Origin of the sequence: Paenibacillus sp. XY044 (assembly GCF_002257645.1) — a bacterium.
Classification (GTDB): Bacteria; Bacillota; Bacilli; order Paenibacillales; family Paenibacillaceae; genus Paenibacillus_AQ.
Window position 1 is genome coordinate 1 of record NZ_NQMO01000016.1, and the last position, 21,560, is coordinate 21,560.

The 21,560-nt window shown below is 53.3% G+C and carries 21 protein-coding genes and 1 rRNA gene; 1 reads left to right on the forward strand and 21 read right to left on the reverse strand.

Annotated elements, in window-relative coordinates:
* Positions 1–355 (reverse strand): 16S ribosomal RNA (locus CJP46_RS34225); the annotation flags it as partial.
* Positions 356–779: 424 nt separating this feature from the next.
* Positions 780–1,319 (reverse strand): hypothetical protein, encoded by a 540-nt coding sequence (locus tag CJP46_RS34230; RefSeq protein ID WP_094600094.1) that lies wholly within the window; start codon positions 1,317–1,319, stop codon positions 780–782.
* 91 nt (positions 1,320–1,410) lie between these two features.
* Here CJP46_RS34230 and CJP46_RS34235 point away from each other — a divergent pair, with 91 nt between their 5' ends.
* Positions 1,411–2,031, forward strand: coding sequence for a TetR/AcrR family transcriptional regulator (locus tag CJP46_RS34235; protein WP_094600095.1), 621 nt, complete (start codon positions 1,411–1,413; stop codon positions 2,029–2,031).
* Between the two features lie 84 nt (positions 2,032–2,115).
* Here CJP46_RS34235 and lysS read toward each other — a convergent pair whose 3' ends face one another.
* The 19 genes from lysS to hpt form a co-directional block, all read right to left on the reverse strand.
* Positions 2,116–3,630: a lysine--tRNA ligase gene (lysS, locus tag CJP46_RS34240; protein ID WP_094600096.1), complete on the reverse strand. Its 1,515-nt coding sequence runs from the start codon at positions 3,628–3,630 to the stop codon at positions 2,116–2,118.
* A gap of 292 nt (positions 3,631–3,922) precedes the next feature.
* Positions 3,923–4,399: a transcription elongation factor GreA gene (greA, locus tag CJP46_RS34245; RefSeq protein ID WP_094600097.1), complete on the reverse strand. Its 477-nt coding sequence runs from the start codon at positions 4,397–4,399 to the stop codon at positions 3,923–3,925.
* A 272-nt stretch (positions 4,400–4,671) separates the two neighbouring features.
* On the reverse strand, positions 4,672–5,694 hold the full coding sequence (gene dusB, locus CJP46_RS34250; RefSeq protein ID WP_094600098.1) for a tRNA dihydrouridine synthase DusB: 1,023 nt from the start codon (positions 5,692–5,694) through the stop codon (positions 4,672–4,674).
* 64 nt (positions 5,695–5,758) lie between these two features.
* Positions 5,759–5,962, reverse strand: coding sequence for a helix-turn-helix domain-containing protein (locus CJP46_RS34255; RefSeq protein WP_094600099.1), 204 nt, complete (start codon positions 5,960–5,962; stop codon positions 5,759–5,761).
* Positions 5,914–6,462, reverse strand: coding sequence for a 2-amino-4-hydroxy-6-hydroxymethyldihydropteridine diphosphokinase (gene folK / locus CJP46_RS34260; protein ID WP_094600100.1), 549 nt, complete (start codon positions 6,460–6,462; stop codon positions 5,914–5,916). The genes CJP46_RS34255 and folK overlap by 49 nt, the downstream gene beginning before the upstream one ends.
* Before the next feature lie 9 nt (positions 6,463–6,471).
* Positions 6,472–6,834, reverse strand: a complete 363-nt coding sequence (gene folB / locus CJP46_RS34265) for a dihydroneopterin aldolase (protein ID WP_094600101.1) — start codon at positions 6,832–6,834, stop codon at positions 6,472–6,474.
* Positions 6,835–6,915: 81 nt separating this feature from the next.
* Entirely contained in the window at positions 6,916–7,740 is an 825-nt protein-coding gene (folP, locus tag CJP46_RS34270) for a dihydropteroate synthase (protein ID WP_094600147.1), read from the reverse strand.
* A gap of 35 nt (positions 7,741–7,775) precedes the next feature.
* Positions 7,776–8,663, reverse strand: coding sequence for an aminotransferase class IV (locus CJP46_RS34275; protein WP_094600102.1), 888 nt, complete (start codon positions 8,661–8,663; stop codon positions 7,776–7,778).
* Positions 8,660–9,241: an aminodeoxychorismate/anthranilate synthase component II gene (pabA, locus tag CJP46_RS34280; RefSeq protein WP_094600103.1), complete on the reverse strand. Its 582-nt coding sequence runs from the start codon at positions 9,239–9,241 to the stop codon at positions 8,660–8,662. The genes CJP46_RS34275 and pabA overlap by 4 nt, the downstream gene beginning before the upstream one ends.
* 4 nt (positions 9,242–9,245) lie before the next feature.
* Entirely contained in the window at positions 9,246–10,844 is a 1,599-nt protein-coding gene (locus CJP46_RS34285; protein ID WP_094600104.1) for an anthranilate synthase component I family protein, read from the reverse strand.
* Between the two features lie 190 nt (positions 10,845–11,034).
* Positions 11,035–11,973, reverse strand: coding sequence for a cysteine synthase A (gene cysK, locus CJP46_RS34290; protein WP_094600105.1), 939 nt, complete (start codon positions 11,971–11,973; stop codon positions 11,035–11,037).
* 248 nt (positions 11,974–12,221) lie between these two features.
* Positions 12,222–13,178 (reverse strand): peptidylprolyl isomerase, encoded by a 957-nt coding sequence (locus CJP46_RS34295; RefSeq protein ID WP_094600106.1) that lies wholly within the window; start codon positions 13,176–13,178, stop codon positions 12,222–12,224.
* A gap of 17 nt (positions 13,179–13,195) precedes the next feature.
* Positions 13,196–14,080, reverse strand: coding sequence for an Hsp33 family molecular chaperone HslO (hslO, locus tag CJP46_RS34300; RefSeq protein ID WP_094600107.1), 885 nt, complete (start codon positions 14,078–14,080; stop codon positions 13,196–13,198).
* Between the two features lie 109 nt (positions 14,081–14,189).
* On the reverse strand, positions 14,190–14,957 hold the full coding sequence (locus tag CJP46_RS34305; RefSeq protein WP_094600108.1) for a type III pantothenate kinase: 768 nt from the start codon (positions 14,955–14,957) through the stop codon (positions 14,190–14,192).
* A 5-nt stretch (positions 14,958–14,962) separates the two neighbouring features.
* Positions 14,963–15,829, reverse strand: a complete 867-nt coding sequence (nadC, locus tag CJP46_RS34310) for a carboxylating nicotinate-nucleotide diphosphorylase (RefSeq protein ID WP_094600109.1) — start codon at positions 15,827–15,829, stop codon at positions 14,963–14,965.
* Positions 15,819–17,435 carry an L-aspartate oxidase gene (gene nadB, locus CJP46_RS34315; protein ID WP_094600110.1) on the reverse strand — a complete coding sequence of 539 codons (1,617 nt, stop codon included), beginning with the start codon at positions 17,433–17,435 and terminating at the stop codon, positions 15,819–15,821. The genes nadC and nadB overlap by 11 nt, the downstream gene beginning before the upstream one ends.
* Before the next feature lie 39 nt (positions 17,436–17,474).
* Positions 17,475–18,413 (reverse strand): quinolinate synthase NadA, encoded by a 939-nt coding sequence (gene nadA / locus CJP46_RS34320; protein WP_094600111.1) that lies wholly within the window; start codon positions 18,411–18,413, stop codon positions 17,475–17,477.
* A gap of 364 nt (positions 18,414–18,777) precedes the next feature.
* Complete coding sequence (gene ftsH / locus CJP46_RS34325) at positions 18,778–20,892, reverse strand: ATP-dependent zinc metalloprotease FtsH (protein ID WP_094600112.1); 2,115 nt, start codon at positions 20,890–20,892, stop codon at positions 18,778–18,780.
* Positions 20,893–21,006: 114 nt separating this feature from the next.
* Positions 21,007–21,546, reverse strand: a complete 540-nt coding sequence (hpt, locus tag CJP46_RS34330) for a hypoxanthine phosphoribosyltransferase (RefSeq protein ID WP_094600113.1) — start codon at positions 21,544–21,546, stop codon at positions 21,007–21,009.
* Positions 21,547–21,560 lie beyond the last annotated feature (14 nt).

A 21,560-nucleotide genomic window follows, 5' to 3' on the forward strand; every position in this document is an offset into this window, starting at 1 on the left:
GTAGGAGTCTGGGCCGTGTCTCAGTCCCAGTGTGGCCGTTCACCCTCTCAGGTCGGCTACGCATCGTCGCCTTGGTGAGCCGTTACCTCACCAACTAGCTAATGCGCCGCAGGCCCATCTGCAAGTGACAGATTGCTCCGTCTTTCGTCATCTCCCCAGGAGAGAAAATGAGATATCCGGTATTAGCTCACGTTTCCGTGGGTTATCCCGGTCTTGCAGGCAGGTTGCCTACGTGTTACTCACCCGTCCGCCGCTAACCATCAGAGGAGCAAGCTCCTCATCAAGTCCGCTCGACTTGCATGTATTAGGCACGCCGCCAGCGTTCGTCCTGAGCCAGGATCAAACTCTCCAATAAAGTTGGAAGAATCTGCTCACCCGAAGGGAGTAGCTTTCCAACGAAAGTTTGTAGCTCATTTTGAATCTGACGAGATTGATTTAATCTCAAGTTGCTCCGGTCCGAAGACCATCGCATGTATACTCACTCGTTGTTCAGTTTTCAAAGATCAAACTTCGTTTGCTACCAAGACCCCATCGCCTCAGCAACTTTTATATCATATCATGTTCGGCGCAATTTAGCAAGCTCTTTTTTAAATCTTTTTTAGATTTATATGAAGCTCTCGATTCGATCGAAGTAACAACCAAATCATCGGCCGGAATATTAATATAACACGCATTATTGTATTATGCAAGTCTTTTTCTCAATTTAATATAATATAAAGGATGAGATGCCGACTGTCTGCCCTCACATGAATTTCATAGCCGCGGCACCTGCGGATAATTCAGTAACCCTTCTTCTTTCTAGGCCAAAGCGTATAGCTGAAGCTTATAACGAAATCAATGCCAACAATGCATGCCCAGAGTAATGGAACTCGCTTAAGCGCTTCGGTACGATCAGGGTCATTAACGACCACAATCATGAGAAAAATCAGAATCGAGCCAATCACCCACGCCAGCGCATGCCTAAACCACCCTTGCCGCTCTTGTCTCGCATGTGCCTTCCCGTATTTGGGTGCCTTTTGGGGTTTGTCCCCGCCCCCAAAGCGATATGCAAACCGTTCGTCGGCCCAATGAATCATCCGGTGGCCACATGCAACAGTTACGCCGATGTACACTGCCGCCAGCCCATGCATAAATTCGGCTTCTACCCCGTTGCGCAGATCCATAATGGTGAGAACGATTAAGAGAAGGTCCACCACAGGAGTCATGAGCAGCAGAACGGCACCGCCCTTTTTCCATCTCGCCAAATACCGTACACTAAGCCCGGCTAACACCAAAACCCAGAAAGCAATCTCGCAACCAATAATCCATACTGCGATCAACCATTCCCCACTCCTCTTTTTAATACAAATGTGTTAAAAACAATTTATCACAGATGTATTAAATAAATCAAGCGCGTGGTATAATTTATACATGCCCAAAATTGTCGATCATGAACTCCAGAAAGCAAAAGTAGCCGAGGCCACTTGGCGAGTCATTCAGAAGCACGGCATCGAGCAGGCGTCGGTCCGCAACATTGCAGAAGAGGCCGGGATATCCGTAGGCTCAATGCGGCATTATTTTTCAACCCAATCAGAGCTTCTGTCCTATTCCATGAAACGGGTATCCGAACGGGTATCCGAGCGAGTTTACGAAAAGGTGTTCACTGGAGATCTGATGCAGGATATTCCCTCTCTTCTGCATGAGGTACTCCCTACCGATGACGAAAAGCGGCTGGAAATGGAGGTGTGGTTTTCATTTGTCGTCAAGTCGTTGTCGGATGAATCCCTGCGCCCGCTGCGCCATCAGGTGGACGACGAGCTGCGATCGATTTTCGTTACAGTATTCAACGGCTTATCGGAAAAACGGCTCCTGCTTCCCGGCCTGGACTTTGCCATCGAAGTAGAACGCTTCTACGCAGTCCTCGACGGCCTGGCCATCCATGCCGTGATGCGTCCGGACCGCGTGACACCTGAGGTTATGGTTGCGGTCATTGAGCGGCATTTGGTGTCCCTATGCCAGACGGATGTCTCTTCTAAGTCAAAAAAACCATAAGTCAAAACGCAAAAAAGGAACAGCCACGTGATTCATGATCACGTCTGCTGTTCCTTTTGTTTATGTCCGTTGAAAACCTGAAAACTACTCCTGACGATTCCGCATATGCGGGAAGAGCAGCACGTCACGGATCGACGGAGAATCCGTCAGCAGCATCACCAAACGGTCGATGCCGATACCCAGACCGCCGGTCGGCGGCATGCCGTATTCCAGCGCGGTGAGGAAATCCTCATCCATTTCATGCGCTTCGTCATTGCCTTGCTCACGTTCCTTCAGCTGCGCTTCAAACCGCTGGCGCTGATCGATCGGGTCGTTCAGCTCGCTAAACGCGTTGGCATGCTCACGAGCGACGATAAAGAGCTCGAAACGGTCCGTAAACCGCGGATCCTGCTCACTTTTCTTCGCAAGCGGCGAAATTTCCACCGGATGTCCAGTCACAAACGTCGGCTGAATCAGCGTTTCCTCTACAAATTCCTCGAAGAATGCGTTAAGAATATGCCCGAATGTCATATGCGGCTCGACTTTGACGTTATGCTCTTTGGCCAGACGATGAGCTTCCTCGTCCGTCATGTGCACGCTGAAGTCCACACCCTTAACTTCCTTGACCGCATCCACCATGGATACCCGGCGCCAAGGCGGAGTCAGATTGACTTCATTCCCTTGATAGTTGATGACTTTGGTGCCGAGCACTTCTTGCGCAATATGCGCGATCATGTTCTCGGTCAGGTTCATGATGTCTTTGTAATCGGCATAAGCTTCATACAGCTCGATCATCGTAAATTCCGGATTGTGACGGGTGGAAATGCCCTCGTTACGATATACGCGTCCGATTTCGTATACTTTTTCCAGACCGCCGACAATCAGGCGCTTCAAATGAAGCTCGATGGCGATCCGCATATACAGCTGCATGTCCAGCGCGTTATGATGCGTAATAAACGGCTTGGCAGCGGCTCCGCCGGCAATCGCATGCAGTGTTGGAGTTTCGACTTCCAGGTAGCCCTGTGAATCCAGGTAACGGCGCATCGATTGAATAATTCGCGAGCGGGCAATAAACGTCTGCTGTACTTCCGGATTAATGATCAAATCCACGTACCGCTGACGGTAGCGAAGCTCCACGTCCTTGAGGCCGTGATATTTATCCGGCAATGGATAGAGGGATTTTGACAGAACCTCCACCTCGCTGGCCTTGATCGTCGTTTCCCCGGTTTTCGTCTTGAACATCGTTCCGGCGATGCCGACGATATCGCCCAGATCCAGCAGGCGGAACGCCTCGAATGCATGCTCAGGCACGGAATCCTGGCGCACGTAGATCTGGATTTTACCGCTCAGATCCTGAATATGGGCAAAAATGGCCTTACCCATACCGCGCTTAGCCATAATCCGTCCGGCAACGCGGACTTCAGCGTGCTGCTCGTCCAGCTCTTCCTTCGTCAGTCCGTCGTACTTACTCAGCAGATCGCCTGCCATGCTTGTTCTGTCATATTTTTTGCCAAAGGGATCGATACCCAGTGCACGCAGCTCGTCGAGCTTGCTCCGGCGGATTTTCAGCATCTCGCTTAATTCAATTTCCTGTTCCTGGTTGTTCACTTCTTCTGACATGGTCAGTCTTCATCTCCTTCATTTCACTGCTAAACCTCTCCCGCTTGTCCTACACGGGCCTGCCGTCTGCCGCCTATATCTGAAATAACCCCACCAAGTGGGGCTTCTGCCTCGACGCTAGCTCAGGTGCGCTGCGATCTTTCGACGTACATTCCAAGAAGCCAGTCCGCTTGCAGCGGTCGTTTTTCTTGCGATTATAGAATCGTTCAGCTCCGCTGAAAATTTATACTTTCTACAATCTTGAAAAAAAGCTTCCTTAAGGAAGCTTTCTTTCAATCCTAAAGCATGGACATTACTTTTTGATATCAATGATTTTATATTGAATGACGCCCGCAGGAACGTTCACATCCACGACCGTTCCTTTTTGCTTGCCGATGATTGCTTTGCCGACCGGGCTTTCATTGGAAATTTTATTGTTCAGCGGATCGGATTCGGCCGTACCGACGATCGTGTATTCCATCGTATCGCCGAATTCCAGGTCCTGCACCGTTACCGTTGCACCTACGCCCACGACGTCCGTGTTGATCTCATCATTATTGATGATACGGGCATTGCGCAGCAATTTTTCCAAAGTAATGATTCGGCCTTCAATAAAAGCCTGCTCGTTCTTGGCGTCTTCATATTCGGAGTTCTCACTAATATCCCCGTACCCGATGGCAACCTTGATCCGCTCCGCTACTTCGCGGCGCTTCACTGATTTCAAGTTCTCGAGTTCGTCTTCCAGCTTCTTAAGTCCGTCCTGTGTAAGAATGACTTCTTTATCGCTCATCTTAACCGATTCTCCTGTCATGTAAATAAAATTAAATTACACCCTGCTTCCATAGAATGAACTAAAGAAACTTACGTTCTTGCTCCGTGGGTCAGGAGATGGCAATGCTTACTTTAGTTCAATCTATATATATGCAAAACTATATGCAAAACTTGAAGGATCAGAACATCCTCCTGCTGCTAGTTAAACGGAAAGTCGAATTTATACTGCAAAATTATATGGTAACCGTTTCAAAATGTCAATGACAGGGGTGTCAGACGCAGCCACCCATCTTATTGGGCCACCGCTTCCGCACCTCTCCCCTCGGCCTCCATCTCGGCACGCTGGCTCAGGTCTGCCACAAAATCCTCCAAAATTCTGACCATTTCGTCGCGCTTCGTCCCTTCCATAATATCGTCCTTGATCCGTGCGGACCCTCTCAGACCTTTCAGGTACCATGCCAAATGCTTACGCATTTCGCGCACCGCTACCGATTCGCCTCTCAGCGCGACCAGACGGTCCATATGAAGAATCGCGATGCGGATTTTCTCTTCAGCCGATGGTTCGGGAAGCAGCTCACCGCTCTTGAGGTACTCAATCGTACGGTACAGCATCCACGGATTTCCCAAAGCGCCGCGTCCGATCATAACCCCGTCGCATCCGGTTTCGTCGAGCATGCGCCGCGCGTCTTCCGGCGTGACCACGTCACCGTTGCCGATGACCGGGATCGATACCGACTCTTTAACTTGTTTTATAATGCTCCAATCGGCATGGCCCGTATACAGCTGCTCCCGGGTTCTGCCATGCAGGCTGACCGCCTGGCCTCCGGCGCGTTCCACCGCTTGGGCGTTCTCCAGCGCATAAATGTGATCGCTGTCCCATCCGGTACGCATTTTGACGGTCACCGGTTTATCGACCGCAGCCACGACCGCGGATACCATTTCATAAATTTTTTGCGGATCGAGCAGCCAGCGTGCGCCTGCGTCGGCTTTGGTCACTTTCGGAGCCGGACAGCCCATATTGATATCGATGATATCCGCGTTGGTCTGTTTGTCGACGACTTTCGCCGCCTCCACTAGCGATTCCCGGTCTCCCCCAAAAATTTGCAGGCTCAGCGGTTTCTCGCGCTCATCCACATACAGCATTTCCTGCGTACGCTGGTTGCCGTGAACGATCGCTTTGCCGCTTACCATCTCAGCGCAGACCAGTCCCGTTCCGAATTCCTTGGCGATGAGGCGGAACGCGGGATTGCACACGCCCGCCATCGGTGCCAGCACGACTTGGTTCTTCATTTCAATACCGCCAATTTTCAGCACCGCATCATTTCACTCCTTGTTATTCATTGTATATACATAAGCAGTATTCCTGCTTCCCAAAAGTCTAACCGTTCGTCAGTTCCTGAACGGATACGCCGAGCGCTTCCGCTACTTTGATCACAACCTGTTCTTCTGCACGACGGTTTCCCCGTTCGATGGCTCCCAGCACCGCGAGCGATATCCCGCTCTTGGCTGCGAGCTCCTGCTGCGTATAGCCTTTTAGCTTCCGGAAGGCGCGGACGCGCTTCGCCAGCTGCATGTTTTCCAAAGCTGCAGACCTTCCTTTCCATCCAGCTTATCCAGAGCTGTCTCTACAATCGTATATAAGCCGGAAGGCTCGTCGGGAGGAACAATATCCGATAAGGGCACCAGCACAAAGGCGCGCTCCTCCATCCGGGGATGCGGCAGCACCAGTTCTTCTGTGGTCTCCCTGCGGCCCTCCATCCAGATTAAATCCAAATCGACGGTCCGGGGCCCCCAATGAATTTCCCGAACGCGCCCAAGCCCGTTCTCAATCCCTTGCATAACATGCAGCAGGTCATGGGAATCCAAACTTGTGCGGACACAAACGGCCATATTCAAAAAGAGGGGCTGATCCACATACCCCACCGGCTCCGTCTCATAGAGGTGGGAGCAGCGGGCTACCGTAATGCGGGGATCCTCATCCAGACGCTGAATGGCTTCCATGAGCGTGTGCTCACGGTCCCCCAAATTAGCCCCTAAAGCAATATAAGCCTCTGATATCTCAGAGGTGGAATGTGCATTCATGGTGGAGTCTCACTTTCTTGTTCTATGCAGCTCCACAGTAACACCCTGAAAGTGGATGTCAAATGGAGGATGCGGTTTGGTCACTTTGACCGTCAGTGCATTGATACTAGTATAAGTGTCCAGTACCACAGATGCAATACGTTCAGCTAAAGCTTCAATCAGGCGAAAAGACTCGGTTTCCACCACTTTTTTGACCGTCTCGTGGGCTTCGGCATAATTTACCGTCTGGGTGAGATCGTCGTTCTCCCCGGCTGCACGCAAATCCAGCTCCATGTCCAGATCGACATAAAAGCGCTGGCCGAGCTTGCGCTCCTCCTCGAACACGCCGTGATACCCGTAATATTCCATGCGGTGAATGACCATTCTATCCATTTACTGTTCCCGCCTCTCCAAATAAATCAACGTCAATACTAAACGGATCCTGTAAAAACGGATCCTCCCAGCTAGCAGCAATTATTTCCGGCTCACAACCGCCGAAGTATAGATCATCGCGTCACTCATTTTGACGGTGCGTTTGATGGATTTCACATCGTGCACCCTCACGATCTGGCAGCCCTGGGCGATCCCAAACGCCACCGTTGCTGCCGTTCCCTCGACCAAATCATCGACCGGCAGATCCAGCACGCTGCGGATGAACTTTTTGCGGGACGTGGCAAGCAGCACAGGATACCCGATCTGATTCAGTCGGTCCAGCTGGGTCATCAGCTTCAAGTTGTGCTCAGCGTTTTTGGCAAACCCGATTCCGGGGTCCAAAATAATACGTTCGGGACGCACCCCGGCCGCCAAGGCCAGGCGCACACTCTCTTCCAGGTCGGCGACGACAGCCTCCACAAAATCGGTATAATCCATGTCGTGCCGGTTATGCATCAGAATGATCGGGCAGCCCAGCTCGGCCGCCACCTTCAGCATATCCGGATCCCCTTTGCCTCCCCAAATATCGTTCATGATATGGGCACCGGCCAATATCGCTTGACGCGCTACTTCCGCCTTGTACGTATCGATCGAAATCGGAATGTGCGGGGCTGCTTTATGAATCGCCTTGATCACGGGAATCACGCGGGCCAGTTCCTCTTCCACAGATACCGGGGTAAACCCCGGTCGGGTCGATTCTCCTCCGATATCGATCAGATCAGCACCGTCCAGCATCATTTTCAGCGCATGGCGTACGGCCGTATCCGGATCCACATACCGGCCTCCGTCGGAAAAGGAATCGGGTGTTACATTTAAAATGCCCATCAGCTGGGTGGACTGTCCGAGCTTTAGCACGGCTTGGCCCATGGTATAAGTACGCTCATAGATTGTCGTTTTCACTGTCAAATCCCTGCTTTCTGTCGGTACAAATCGAGCAGCCTGCGGGTGATTGGACCGGCGGCGCCGTGACTCACCGTTCTACCCGCTCCCTGCCTGTCCAGCAGGAGCGTAACGGGAACGAGCTCCTGAATGGAGCTGGTCACGAACACTTCATCTGCGGCCAGCAGATCTCCCCACGTATATAAGCCTTCCGTGCAGCGGATGCCGGCCCCGCCGGCGAGCTCAAGCACGACCTGGCGCGTAATGCCGGGCAGCAGCCCGGTGGATACATCAGGTGTATAGAGTGCCCCTTCTTTCACAAAAAACACATTGCTGACGATGCCTTCGCTGACATGCCCGCGCCCATCGAGCATAAGGCCTTCCGCCTGGCGGGAACGCGGGTCCCTTATAGCAGCCAGCTCTCTTTTCGCCAAAATATTGTTCATGTAATGGAGCGACTTCAAGCGGATCGGACCTTCGGGAGAGTTGCGCCGCGTGTCCAGCAGCTGCAGGGCTTTTCCTTGGGTGTAGAGGTTCTCCGGCACCTCAGGCAGCGCCTTCACAAGCAGAACATGATTGGGACGGCTGTACTCCTCCCCCGGAAGGCCAAGGACATCGACGCCTGCGCTAACGGTGTAACGGATATAGGCCTCCTCGAGGCCGTTTTCCTCCATCAAGGCTGCAATCCAACCAGGCATGGACGCAAACTCATCATCCGGCGAAAAAGGAATGCCCAGCATCCGGCAGCCCTCCGCCATCCTCTTCAAATGCCAATCCAGTAAAAAGGGCTGCCCCCGGTATGTCCGCAGCGTCTCAAACAAGCCCATTCCGTATAAAAAGCCGTGATCCATTACAGGTACCACGGCGTCGGCGGCATCAACGATTCCGCCGTTCAATCCTATCTTCTTCATGCTTTGGCGCCTGCGGTCTGCTTCAGGAAGTTACGCAGTATCTGGTGACCGTAATCGGTAATGATCGACTCCGGATGGAACTGAACGCCTTCAATCGGATACTCCTTATGACGCAGCCCCATAATTTCGCCTTCCTCGGTTTCTGCGGTGATTTCCAGGCAGTCCGGCAGACTGTCCCGTTCCACCAGGAGCGAATGGTACCTTGTCGCCGTAAAAGGTGAAGGAAGTCCTTCGAACACGGAAGTGCCGTGATGATGGATCGACGACGTTTTTCCGTGCATCAGCCGTTCGGCCCGGATGACATTGCCGCCGAATGCCTGCCCAATGGCCTGGTGGCCCAAGCACACGCCGAAAATCGGGATTTTGCCTTTAAAATACTCAATCGTCTCCAGGCTGATCCCCGCCTCGTTCGGCGTGCAGGGACCCGGGGAGATCAAGATATGATCGGGTGCAAGCTCCTCAATGCCGGACACGGTAATTTCATCGTTACGGTATACCTTCACTTCCTGTCCGAGTTCCCCCAAATACTGCACCAGATTGTACGTAAAAGAGTCATAATTGTCGATAACCAAAATCATATGCTCAACCCCTTATCCCAGATTTGGCGGCGGATTCCTCCTCGCTGCAGAGAACCGCCAGGATCATGCCTTTCGCCTTGTTTTGGCATTCCCGGTATTCCCGGTAAGGGTCGGAATCGATGACGATTCCCGCCCCGGCCTGGATATATCCCGTGCCGTCCAGGACGGCCATCGTTCTTATGATAATATTTAATTCCATATTGCCGTTGTAGTCAATCCAGCCGATCGAGCCGGTGTAAGGCCCGCGCCTAACCGGTTCAAGCTCCTCGATGATTTCCATCGTCCTCACCTTGGGAGCGCCGGTGATGGTTCCTCCAGGGAAAAAGGCGGCGATCACGTCGTATGCCCCTTTGCCCGGAGCGAGCTGGCCTTCAACCTGAGAAACGAGGTGCATCACGTGGGAGTAATGCTCGACCGTCATCAGCTCCGGGACGTGCACCGAGCCGTACGCGGCCACCTTCCCCAGATCGTTGCGCTCGAGATCCACCAGCATGATATGCTCGGCTCTCTCTTTCTCGCTGCCCAGCAGCTCGGCTGCCATGGCCGCATCTTCCTGCGGGGTAAGCCCCCGGCGTCTCGTACCTGCGATTGGGCGGGTGCTGATCCGCTCCCCCTGCAGCTTCACCAGCAGTTCCGGGGAGCCGCTGACCAGTGTCAATTCCGGGGAACGCAGAAGCCCCATATAAGGGGAAGGGTTCAGCAGGCGAAGCCATTCATAGGCCTGTTCCGGCGGCGAATTCAGGTCCAGCTCCTGACGGAGCGACAGATTCACCTGGAAGACGTCCCCCTCGCGAATATACTGCTGGATGGCCCGCACAGCCTGTTCAAAGGATTCCTGCGGGAATCCGGTGCGCAGCTGCGGCCACTCCAGCCGGGGTGCCATTTCCTCCGCCTGCTTTCGCCGCCGGTCCGCAGCGGTCTGGGTCCCATCGTCCAGGTTCACTATGGACAGCCACAGCGATTGCATGGACCGGGCCCGTTCGGCTGCCTCCTCGTAAAGCGCACCCAGCCTCTGCCGGATCACATCCCTGTCCAGTCCCTCCGCGTCAAAATGCACATGGACCGTGCAGTACACCTTCCGGCTGTCCGCGTCATGGATCCACACCTCTTCCATCCGCATCCACAAATAATCCGGGAATGCCGGAAGATCGGCTGCGGTGGACGGCAGAGACTCGAGGGAACGGACGATGTCATACCCCAAAAAGCCGACGCATCCCCCAAGGAACGGCGGCAAGTCTTCATCTTGCTGCTGGGCAGCCCGGTACGGCGCCATCCACCGCTGTTGCACCTGCAGCGGACTTCCGCCGACCTTCTCAGTGACACCGCTCGGCAGGTCTGTCACGACGCCGCCGTTATCTTTCCCGCGAAGCACGGATACCGGCTGCAGCCCCAGGTAGGTATACCGCCCCTCCTTGCCGCTCTCCAGCACGAAGGAATAGGGCGAGGCCTGTTCCCAGGCCGCCGTCCAAGCCGCCGGGAGCTCCCCTTCTTCCTGCCAGTCCGGTCCTCCGGACGACAGCACATATGGAAACATCGTGATACCCTCTGCGGCCCAATCCATCCATTGATCCAAGGTGATCAAGCCGCCCTCATTTCTCTTCATTTTCTGATCCCCTTCAATACAAGACCCGTCTATTGGTTGTCAGTATACTTGGAGTCGGCAGGTTTGAAAAGCTTTTTTCCAAAAAGAAGCCTGATAGCCTGCCAGCAGGCCGCTTTCAGGAATAAAAAAAACCTGCAGCCGGATCAACCGGCAGCAGGGGCGAGAGCTTTTACAATGTATAAGACGCTAATTATCCCTCAAAGTTATACAGCGGCGTGCTCAAATAACGCTCGCCGTTACTTGGGATGACCACTACCACACGCTTGCCTTTACCGAGCTCCTTGGCCACTTTAAGCGCGGCAAACACGGCAGCGCCCGAAGAAATACCGGACAGAACGCCTTCTTCCTTGGCGACGCGGCGGGCCGTTTCAAATGCCTCATCGTTCTCCACGTGAATAATTTCATCATAAATGTCACGGTTGAGGATATCCGGAATGAAGTTGGCGCCCAGACCTTGAATTTTGTGCGGCCCTGGTTTGCCTCCCGCCAAGATTGGGGAAGCCGCTGGCTCAACAGCTACAATTTTGATGTCAGGGAAGCGGTTCTTCAGCACTTCGCCGGCACCGGAAATCGTTCCGCCCGTTCCGATCCCTGCCACGAATGCGTCAAGGGAACCGCCAATGGAATCAATCGCTTCCACAATTTCCGGACCTGTCGTTTCACGGTGAATCTTCACGTTGGCCGGGTTTTTGAACTGCTCAGCCATGAAGTAATCCGGATTTTCCTTCACGATTTCTTCGGCTTTCTTAACGGCACCGTTCATGCCTTCGGCTCCCGGCGTCAAAACCAATTCGGCACCATAGGCGCGAAGCAGGTTGCGGCGCTCAAGACTCATCGTTTCAGGCATTACGATGACACTCTTGTAGCCTTTGGCTGCAGCTACCATAGCTAGACCGATACCGGTATTGCCGCTTGTCGCTTCGACAATCGTACCGCCAGGCTTCAGAAGGCCGTCCTCTTCGGCTTGTTCAACGATGCTGATCGCAATCCGGTCCTTAACGCTGGAACCTGGATTTTGATATTCCAGCTTCAGATAAATTTCCGCGCTGTCTTCCGGTGCAAGCCGGTTCAGCCGGACCAGGGGTGTTTCTCCGATTAGTTCCGTTACGTTGTTGACGACCTTAGCCATAGGTAAATCCTCCCTGTTTATAATGAATTTAATGGATAACTGCTATATACAAAATTCTGAAAGAGAATCTGGCTGGCTTGGATCAAAACTATATCCGAGTAATTAAGTAGGTATTTATACCTTCATATTATCAACCTTCCACCTCAATGTCAATACGAACCCTGACGTAAGGCCTGGTTGTATTAAAAAAAGCATCCTGAAAACGTATGTAACCCAGATGCGTAATCATGGCAGCCGCTTCTGTCGTTTTAGGATGCTTTGGATGGCGATATTTTGATCAAAATTTTGGCGTCGTATTTGTTTCTCAACTGTTCTTCCAGCTGCGAAAGGGGAACTGCTTCGCTTAGGGCCAGCTGTTTGCGGGCCTCCTGAGCGATCTCCTCGCTGCTCTTTGTACTGCTGTTCTCCACGTCGATGACCCGGACGACCGCATAACCGTCTTTTATCCTTACCGGGCCCGCCGCGTCCCCTGGCTCCAGCGTTGAAGCTGTCTGCAGTATTTCAGGAGCCATAAAGGGATCATCTGCTTCAACCATCCCCAGATCGCCGCCCTGATCACGAGTAAATTCATCCAAGGAGTACGCCGACGCCAATGCGCCAAAATCCTCTCCCTGCTGTAGACGATCAAGCACCCGATTTGCATCATCTTCCGTCTCCGTCTGAATCCAGGCAAGATGATAGATTTTTTGGGGCGCAAATTCCTCTTTATGCTGGTCGATATATCCCTGTACCTCCGCATCCGTGATGCGGATTCCGGCGGTAGCGATCTTTTCCAAAGTCAGACGGTACTCCGTTTCCGTCCGGATCTCCTCGGGAGTGAGGCTCAGTTGGTCGGCCATCTCCCGGTAATAGTCCTCCGGCGAGGCGTACCCCTGCATCTCCCGGTCAATCTCCTCCGTTACTTCCTCCGGGGAAACCTTAATTTTCAGTGCCTGGGCTTCCGCATTTACCGCTTTGTGATTCAGCATCTGCGTCAACGCTTCCTCCCCATGCGTTCGCTTCAGTTCCTCGATCCAGTCGCTTTCCGTAATGGCATTGCCGTTAAAAGACGCCACTGCATCCGTCCATGCTTGCTTGTCTTCAGCCGGTGACGGCTCACCTGCCGGTTTAAGTCCACGGATGACAATCAGACTCCCCATAAACAATACGCCCGCTGCCAAAATAATGACTGCGGCCCATAGCCCCTTCTCCTGTCTGGTTATCATATCATCGGTCCCGTGCCTTACTTCATGGCTTGTTCAAGAATGTCCTGCATTTGTTCCCTGTCAAAATGATACGCTTCGTTACAGAAATGGCACACGACTTCCGCTTGTCCATCTTCCTCGATCAAACGCTCCAGTTCCGCTTGACCCAAGCTGATCAGCGTTTGCTCCACCCGCTCACGGGAGCACTGGCAATGGAACTTGATATCCATCTCTTCAAGAACCTCGACATCCGGAAGCAGCTGCTTCAGCATATCTTCCAGTTCCAGCCCTTGGTCCAGCAGGGTGGTTACCGGCGGAATCACGCTAACCGCCTGCTCAATCGCGGTGATTTCCTCATCGGAAAGGCCCGGAAGCAGCTGAACGATAAAGCCGCCCGCCTCAAGCACGGAATTGTCTGGAGCGACCAGTACGCCCAAGCCCACCGCTGTCGGTGTTTGCTCCGATACGGCAAAATAATACGTAAAGTCCTCTCCGAGCTCTCCCGAAATAATCGGTACGCTACCGCGATAAGGCTCTTTCAGGCCCAAATCCTTGCTGACGTGCAGGTATCCCTCACGGCCGACCGCGCCGGCAACGTCAAGTTTCCCCTGACTGTTGCTGGGTAAATGGACATGGGGGTTGGTGACGTATCCCGTCACTTCGCCAAAGGAGTTGGCTTCCACAACGATCTGTCCGATCGGTCCGTCGCCTTTGACTTGAATGTTGAGCTTTTCCTTGCCCTTGAGCATGGCTCCCATCATGGCAGCGGCCGTCAGCGTGCGTCCCATCGCCGCTGTGGCGGTCGGCCAGGTATCATGCCTTCTGCGAAGCTCCTCCACGAGAGCCGTCGTTCTCACCGCGAAGGCCCGGACCCGTCCATTCATGGCCGTGCCCCGGATGAGGCGGTCCTGTTTGTTTTCCATAGTTTGTACTGCCTCCTTTATTGGATGAGCCGGGAAGGCTCTGCCCTTATCCATCTATTTTACCGCAAAACAGGCCCGTTTGGTGATCCGGTTGCTGCTCGCGTGCGATTTAGCGATTGCGCTCATAAATAATCCGGAGGCCATCAAGCGTCAGCAGTGGATTCACTTCCTGAATGACCTTCGTTTCGCTGGCGATCAGATCCGCCGATCCACCTGTTGCGACCACTTTCAGAGCAGGAACCTGCATCTCGCCGCGAATCCGCTCCACAATGCCGTCAACCTGTCCAGCATATCCGAAAATAATGCCCGCCTGCATCGCATGGACCGTATTTCGTCCGATTACCTTTTTCGGCTTCTCCAGCTCAATCCGCGGCAGCTTCGACGCACGCTGGTACAGTGCTTCGGTGGCAATGCCGATGCCCGGCACGATCAGGCCGCCGAGATAGGCGCCTTTGGGATCGATGCAGTCGAACGTGGTGGCCGTGCCAAAATCGATCACGACGAGCGGGCCCTGATACTTCTCCACGGCGGCAACCGCGTTGGCGATCCGGTCAGCCCCGACCTCACGCGGATTTTCGTAGCGAAGATTGAGTCCGGTTTTAATCCCCGGTCCCACGACGAGCGGCGATTGGTGGATATATTTTTGGCACATCTCCTCAATGACATGCACCATAGGCGGTACCACCGAAGAAATGATTACGCCCTCAATGTTGCTGACCGGGATTCCGGACATCTGAAACATGTTCCGGAACATAATGCCGTACTCGTCCGGCGTGGAATGATTGACCGTGCTGAGACGGAAATGGTGCAATAGCTCCCGGTTTCTGTATATCCCCAGGACGATGTTCGTATTCCCGATGTCGATCACCAAAATCACGGGGGCTATCCCTCCTTCACCGCATTGAGGTCGAGGCTGATATCCAGGCTGTCGAAGGAATACGTCAGTCTGCCGACCGAAATGACGTCGACGCCGCAGGCCGCGATCCCTTTCACGGTCTTCAAGGACACATTGCCGGAGGCCTCCACTGTCACATGCGGGGACTTGGCCTTAATGCGCCGAACGGCCTCTTTCATCAGTTCCTGGCTCATGTTATCCAGCATGATGATGTCCGCACCGGCTTCCATCGCTTCCTCGACCTGCTCAAGCGATTCCGTCTCCACTTCAACGGTCATCGTATGCGGGATAAACGCCCGTGCACGCTCCACAGCCTGGCGGATACCGCCGGCTCCTTTGATATGGTTGTCCTTTATCATCACAGCATCATACAGCCCAAAGCGATGATTGGCTCCCCCGCCGACGCGCACCGCGTATTTCTCCAGCATACGGTGTCCCGGCGTTGTCTTCCGCGTGTCGACCAGACGAGTAGGCAGGCCCTCCAGCGCATCCACGAACGAACGCGTCCGGGTCGCAATGCCCGACAGACGCTGAAGCAGATTCAAGGCCAGCCGCTCTCCTGTCAAAATCCGGTGCGTACTGCCCTCCACGACAGCAAGCACCGTTCCCTTCTTTACGTAATCGCCTTCCGATACCTGAGGCGTGAACGTGAGTGCCGGGTCCACGACTTGAAACACGAGTTCCGATACGGGCAATCCGGCTACCACGCCATCTTCCTTAGCATGAATGATTCCCTTGGATTCATGTCCGGCCGGGATGGTTGACAGCGTCGTCATATCCCCCGATCCGACATCCTCTCTCAGCCACAGCCGGATGGATTCCACAAGACTTTCATCATATCCGTTAAACGTCATCGCTGATTTCCTCCACTATTCCATGATCCCTCTGCTGCAGCAGATGCTTGCGCCAGCCCTCGTCATCCCGCAGGGGAAAGTCTTCCCGGTAATGCGCCCCCCGGCTCTCTTCCCGGGTGACAGCCGCGCTGGTCACCAGCAGACAGCTGGTCAGCATGTTGGCAAATTCAAATTCTTCACGCTTGCTCAGTCCTGATTGGAAAATCGGCAGCTGGCGCTTCAGTTCATCCAGTCCCTTCAGCAGCAGCGTCTTGTTCCGGCGCAGCCCGACATAACGCACCATCACCTTTTGAAGCTTGAGCCGCCGCTCCACAATCGCCTGCCTTGGCGATTCCAAGCGCCCCTCATCGACTCGGATCTCTTTGGGTTCCCAGTCCAGCGGGGACAACTCACGCAGGCGGTTCACAATACGCCGACCAAACACGATCGCTTCGGAGAGCGAGTTGCTGGCCAGACGGTTGGCGCCGTGGACGCCAGTCGAGGAAACTTCACCGCAGGCAAACAGCCGCTTGATGCTGCTCTCTCCGTTTAGGTCCGTTTTGACGCCGCCCATCATATAATGCGCAGCGGGAGCCACCGGAATCCAATCCGTCGACATATCGAGCCCGTAAGTCATGCAGGTTTCGTATATGGTCGGAAACCGATGCTTAATCATATCTTCCGGCTCATGCGTAATATCCAAATAGACGAAAGTGGATTTCGTTTCTTCCATTTCGCAGACGATGGCCCGGGCGACAATATCGCGCGGCGCCAATTCGAGCAGCTCATGGTATTTTTCCATAAAACGTTCGCCTTTAATATTACGAAGAACGGCACCTTCGCCCCGAACCGCCTCGGAGATCAAAAATCTCGGGGCACCCGGGTAACAGAGGGCCGTCGGGTGAAACTGGATAAACTCCATATCGCGAACCTTAGCCCCCGCCCGGTAGGCGATCGCCACGCCATCGGCCGTGGCCACTTCCGGATTGGTGGTGTACCGGTAGAGCTGTCCCGCGCCGCCGGAACAAAGCACAGTCGCATTCGCCTGCACAAACATCCGCTGCCCGTCCGGACGCTGAACCAGTGCTCCCTTGCATTCGCCGTCTTCCATAATGACGTCAATCACAAAGTGATGTTCCCATACCTCAATATTATCATGCTCCGCAACCTTCTCAGCCAGCGCTCTGACGATTTCGTAGCCGGTCGCGTCCCCGTTCGCATGCAAAATCCGCCGGTGGCTGTGCGCGCCTTCCTGGGTCAGGGCAAGCTCCCCGTTCTCCAGGTCAAACGTTGCACCGAGCCGGATCAGCTCCTTAACGCCCTCAGGGCCTTCATTGACCAAGAGGTCCACCGAGGAAGAAGAGCACAGCCCTGCACCGGCCATCAGCGTATCCTGCCGGTGATACTGAGGGGAATCATCCTCCGAAATTACCGCGGCAATCCCCCCTTGGGCGTACCGGGTGTTGCTTTCGAGCAGTGCCTTTTTCGTTATCATGATCACGTGCCGGTCCTGACTGGCCTGAATCGCCGTATACAACCCGGCTATGCCCGAGCCGATGACGATGACATCCGTCTTGGTCCGGGGCAAAGTCTGCAGATCAAAATCAACCAGATATTGTGGAATCATGTGCCTGTTCACCTGTCTTAAGAGAAAGAGTAGCGCATGCTACTGTACTTGTAACATGCGCTCTAAGGAAGTTCTGGCTTTATCTGCAACAACCGGCGGCACGTAAATTTGCGGCTTCATGGTTTCCAGACACCTCACCAGTTTTTTCAGATTGTTCACCTTCATGTTCGGGCATACCAAAAACTTAGTGGCGAAATGAAACTCTTTATCCGGGCTGTCGAGACGAAGCTGGTATCCGGTACCGTCTTCAGTTCCGACGATGAACTGTTTGCTGCTTGATTTTTTGCAGTATTCCAAAATCGCCGTAGTGCTTCCGACGAAATCACCCATGGCTACGACCTCCGGACGGCATTCCGGGTGCACGACAAACTCGGCGTCGGGATACTTGGCTTTCATTTCCACGACGTCTTTTACCGTCAGCATATCATGCGTGTTGCAATACCCTTCCCAAATGATGAGCTTCTTGTCGGTATGTTGCTGCACGTAGTGACCCAAATTTTTGTCCGGTACCCAGATGATCTCATCGGAATCGACCGATTGGATCACTTTTACCGCATTGGAAGAAGTACAGCAAATATCCGTTTCCGCCTTGATCTCTGCCGAAGAGTTGATATATGTCACCACTTTGGCGTTAGGATGCTGTGCTTTCAATTTACGGAGTCCGTCCACGTTTACCATATCGGCCATCGGACAGCCTGCACGCTCATCCGGAATCAGCACCGTCTTGTTCGGAGCCAAAATCTTAGCGCTTTCACCCATAAAATGAACCCCGCAGAAGACGATGACTTCCGCATCGGTTTGAGCCGCTTTCTGGGCAAGCAGGAAGGAATCGCCACGGAAATCCGCTACTTCCTGAATTTCATCCCTTTGATAATAATGCGCCAAAATAATGGCGTTTCTTTCCTTCTTCAGCTTCAGCAGCTTCTCCGTCAGTTCCCGCTTTTGTTCCTGCTTATGCTCCAGTGCCAGAGCTTCCACCAGTAACCCACTCCCTCTGAAATCTCATGATTTTACCCCGTTGATGGCTCCATAACCTTATAACATCATAAATAGTTTGTGAATTTTCTCCCAAAGTTGTCCGTTATAACCTTTAGACCATCACGTTTATCAACTAATTTACACAAGGTTCACGATACTGTCAATTGACTAAATTGATCTTTATATGCTATCTAGCCAAAGTAAAACAAGGCTTCCCGCTCGATTCCGTCCGATTTGGCCGCATCGCTTCCGATTGGAGCCTAAACTGGCCTCAATCACAGTAAGTTCACTTCCACCTAACGGACCGTAGAGGACACAAAAAACCCGGAGACGGCGAGCCGTCTCCGGGCTGTTGTTGTCGTATTTAGGATCTGGATTCCGGCGGCGTTCCGCCTTGATCTGGTCCTTGATTTTTATCGGTTCCCCCATGGTTGTTCGGAATGTCGCCCGGCGAATCAGTATTGATGTCGCTTGGCGGGTCATTCGGCAGGTTAGAAGGAACATCGTTCGGAATTTCTTCCGTCGGCAGGCTGGTGTTATCCTTGCCTTGAATGCGTACCCGTACGTCACCGACGTTATCGATCACAGGGGCGCCGCTCTCGGAAGAACCTTCACCATCTCCGCCCTCTTTCGGGCCGTCTTCGGAAAGATAACCCTGCTCGATCAATTCCTTGATTTGATCCAGCTCCAGCGTTTCCTTCTCAAGCAGCGTATTGGCGATGAGATGAACCTCTTTCGAGTACTTCGTCAGCAGGTCTTTCGCCCGCTCGTAGGACTCGTTGGTCATGCGCTGCATTTCCTGGTCGATCTCGTAAGCGATCGAATCACTGTAGTTCTGCTCGTGACCGAGGTCGCGGCCCAGGAATACCTGACCTTGAGTAGACCCGAATTGAAGCGGTCCAAGCTTCTCGCTCATACCGTATTCCATAATCATGCTGCGGACAATGCCCGTTGCCTGCTGGAAGTCGCTGTATGCACCGGTTCCGATTTCACCGATAAACAGTTCCTCGGAAACCCGGCCGCCCAGGAGACCCGTTACTTTATCAAGCAGCTCCTGCTTGGTTACCAGCATCCGGTCTTCCTTCGGCATCATGATCACATATCCTCCGGCGCGTCCACGCGGAATGATCGTTACCTTGTGCACCATATCGGCATGCTCCAGGAAGTAGCCCACGATCGTGTGGCCAGCTTCGTGGTAAGCAACGATCCGCTTCTCCCGGTCGCTGATCACGCGGCTGCGCTTCTCCGTACCGACGATAACACGGTCAATTGCTTCATCGACCTCTCTCATGGAGATGTCTTTACGATTACGGCGTGCGGCAAGCAGTGCCGCTTCGTTCATCAGGTTCTCCAGCTCGGCGCCGGTAAAACCTGTCGTACGTTTAGCTACAACATCCAGCTTGACGTCTTTGGTCAGCGGCTTGTTGCGTGCATGAACTTTCAGTACCGCCTCGCGGCCTTTCACGTCCGGACGATCGACCGTAATTTGACGGTCAAAACGGCCTGGGCGCAGAAGCGCAGGGTCGAGAATGTCGGCACGGTTCGTTGCAGCCACGATGATAATGCCTTCGTTGCCGCCGAAACCGTCCATCTCCACGAGGAGTTGGTTCAGAGTCTGCTCGCGCTCATCATGCCCGCCGCCGAGTCCGGCACCGCGCTGACGACCTACGGCGTCAATCTCGTCAATGAAGATGATACATGGCGCGTTCTTCTTGGCGTTCTCGAACAAGTCGCGCACACGGGATGCACCGACACCGACGAACATTTCCACGAAGTCCGAACCGGAAATACTGAAGAACGGAACTCCGGCTTCACCCGCTACGGCACGGGCGAGGAGGGTCTTACCTGTACCTGGAGGGCCTACGAGGAGAACCCCTTTAGGAATACGGGCACCTACCGCGGCAAACTTCCGCGGATCCTTCAGGAACTCAACGACTTCGACAAGCTCCTGCTTCTCTTCGTCGGCTCCCGCAACATCCTCGAAGGTAACCCTTTTCTTCTCTTCATTATATAGGCGGGCGCGGCTCTTGCCGAAGTTCATGACCTTGCCCCCGCCTCCCTGCGCTTGGTTGAACAGGAAGAAGAAGAGAATAAACATAATAACCAAAGGAATCAGGGAGGAGAGCAGCGTCAGCCAGACGCTTTCGCCTTCCATTTTCTTCTGGGTGAATTTCATGCCGGTTTTGTCACTGGCAGCTACCAGCTCATCGATTGCAGCATCTGTAGCCGGAGTGTAGGTCGAGAAATTCTCTGATTTAACGTCGGCCGGTTTATTCTTATATTTACCGGTTACCAGATAGGCGTAACCGTCGAATTGAACCGTAACTTCCGATACGTTACCAGCAGCGATTTGCTGGCGCAATTGATCGTATCTAGGGCTGTCAGCAGATTCACCGCTGTTGCTGACAAACTGGACAATGCCCACCACAACTAAAAAAAGAATCAAATAAAAACCAGAATTCCGGATGAACCGATTCATCCCCTACCTCCTCTCAAAACACTTTAATTATTTTACCATAGCCTGTCTGACCATCTCAAATAGAGGTGGTAAAGGCATGAGCCTGTTTTAAGCTCATGGGCTTGAGTAGCGCAATTAGTGGGTATAGATTTCCGGTTTCAAGATCCCGATGTAGGGCAGGTTCCGGTAATGCTCGGCGTAATCCAGACCATATCCGACAACAAACGCGTCAGGGAGTACGAATCCGGTATAATCCGCTTCGAGCTTCACTGTACGGCGGGCAGGTTTGTCAAAGAGCGTAACCACGCGCGTCGATTTGGCATTGCGGCTCTTGAGCAATTCAATCAAATGGCTGAGCGTAAGACCGCTGTCGATAATATCTTCGACAATCAGCACGTCACGTCCTTCAACCGGGACATCCAAATCCTTGATGATTTTGACAACACCCGAAGACTTGGTTTGCGCCCCGTAACTGGATACGGCCATAAAATCGAGTTCCATAGGTACTGTCATATTTTTAACCAAATCCGCCATAAAAATAAACGCGCCTTTGAGTACACAAATCACAAGAGGGTTGCGACCCTCATACACCGAGCTGAGCTCGGCACCGAGTTCCTTAATTTTCTTCTGGATTTCTTCTTCGCTGATCAGAACTTCTTGAATATCGTTTTGCAACTGAGCGAACCTCC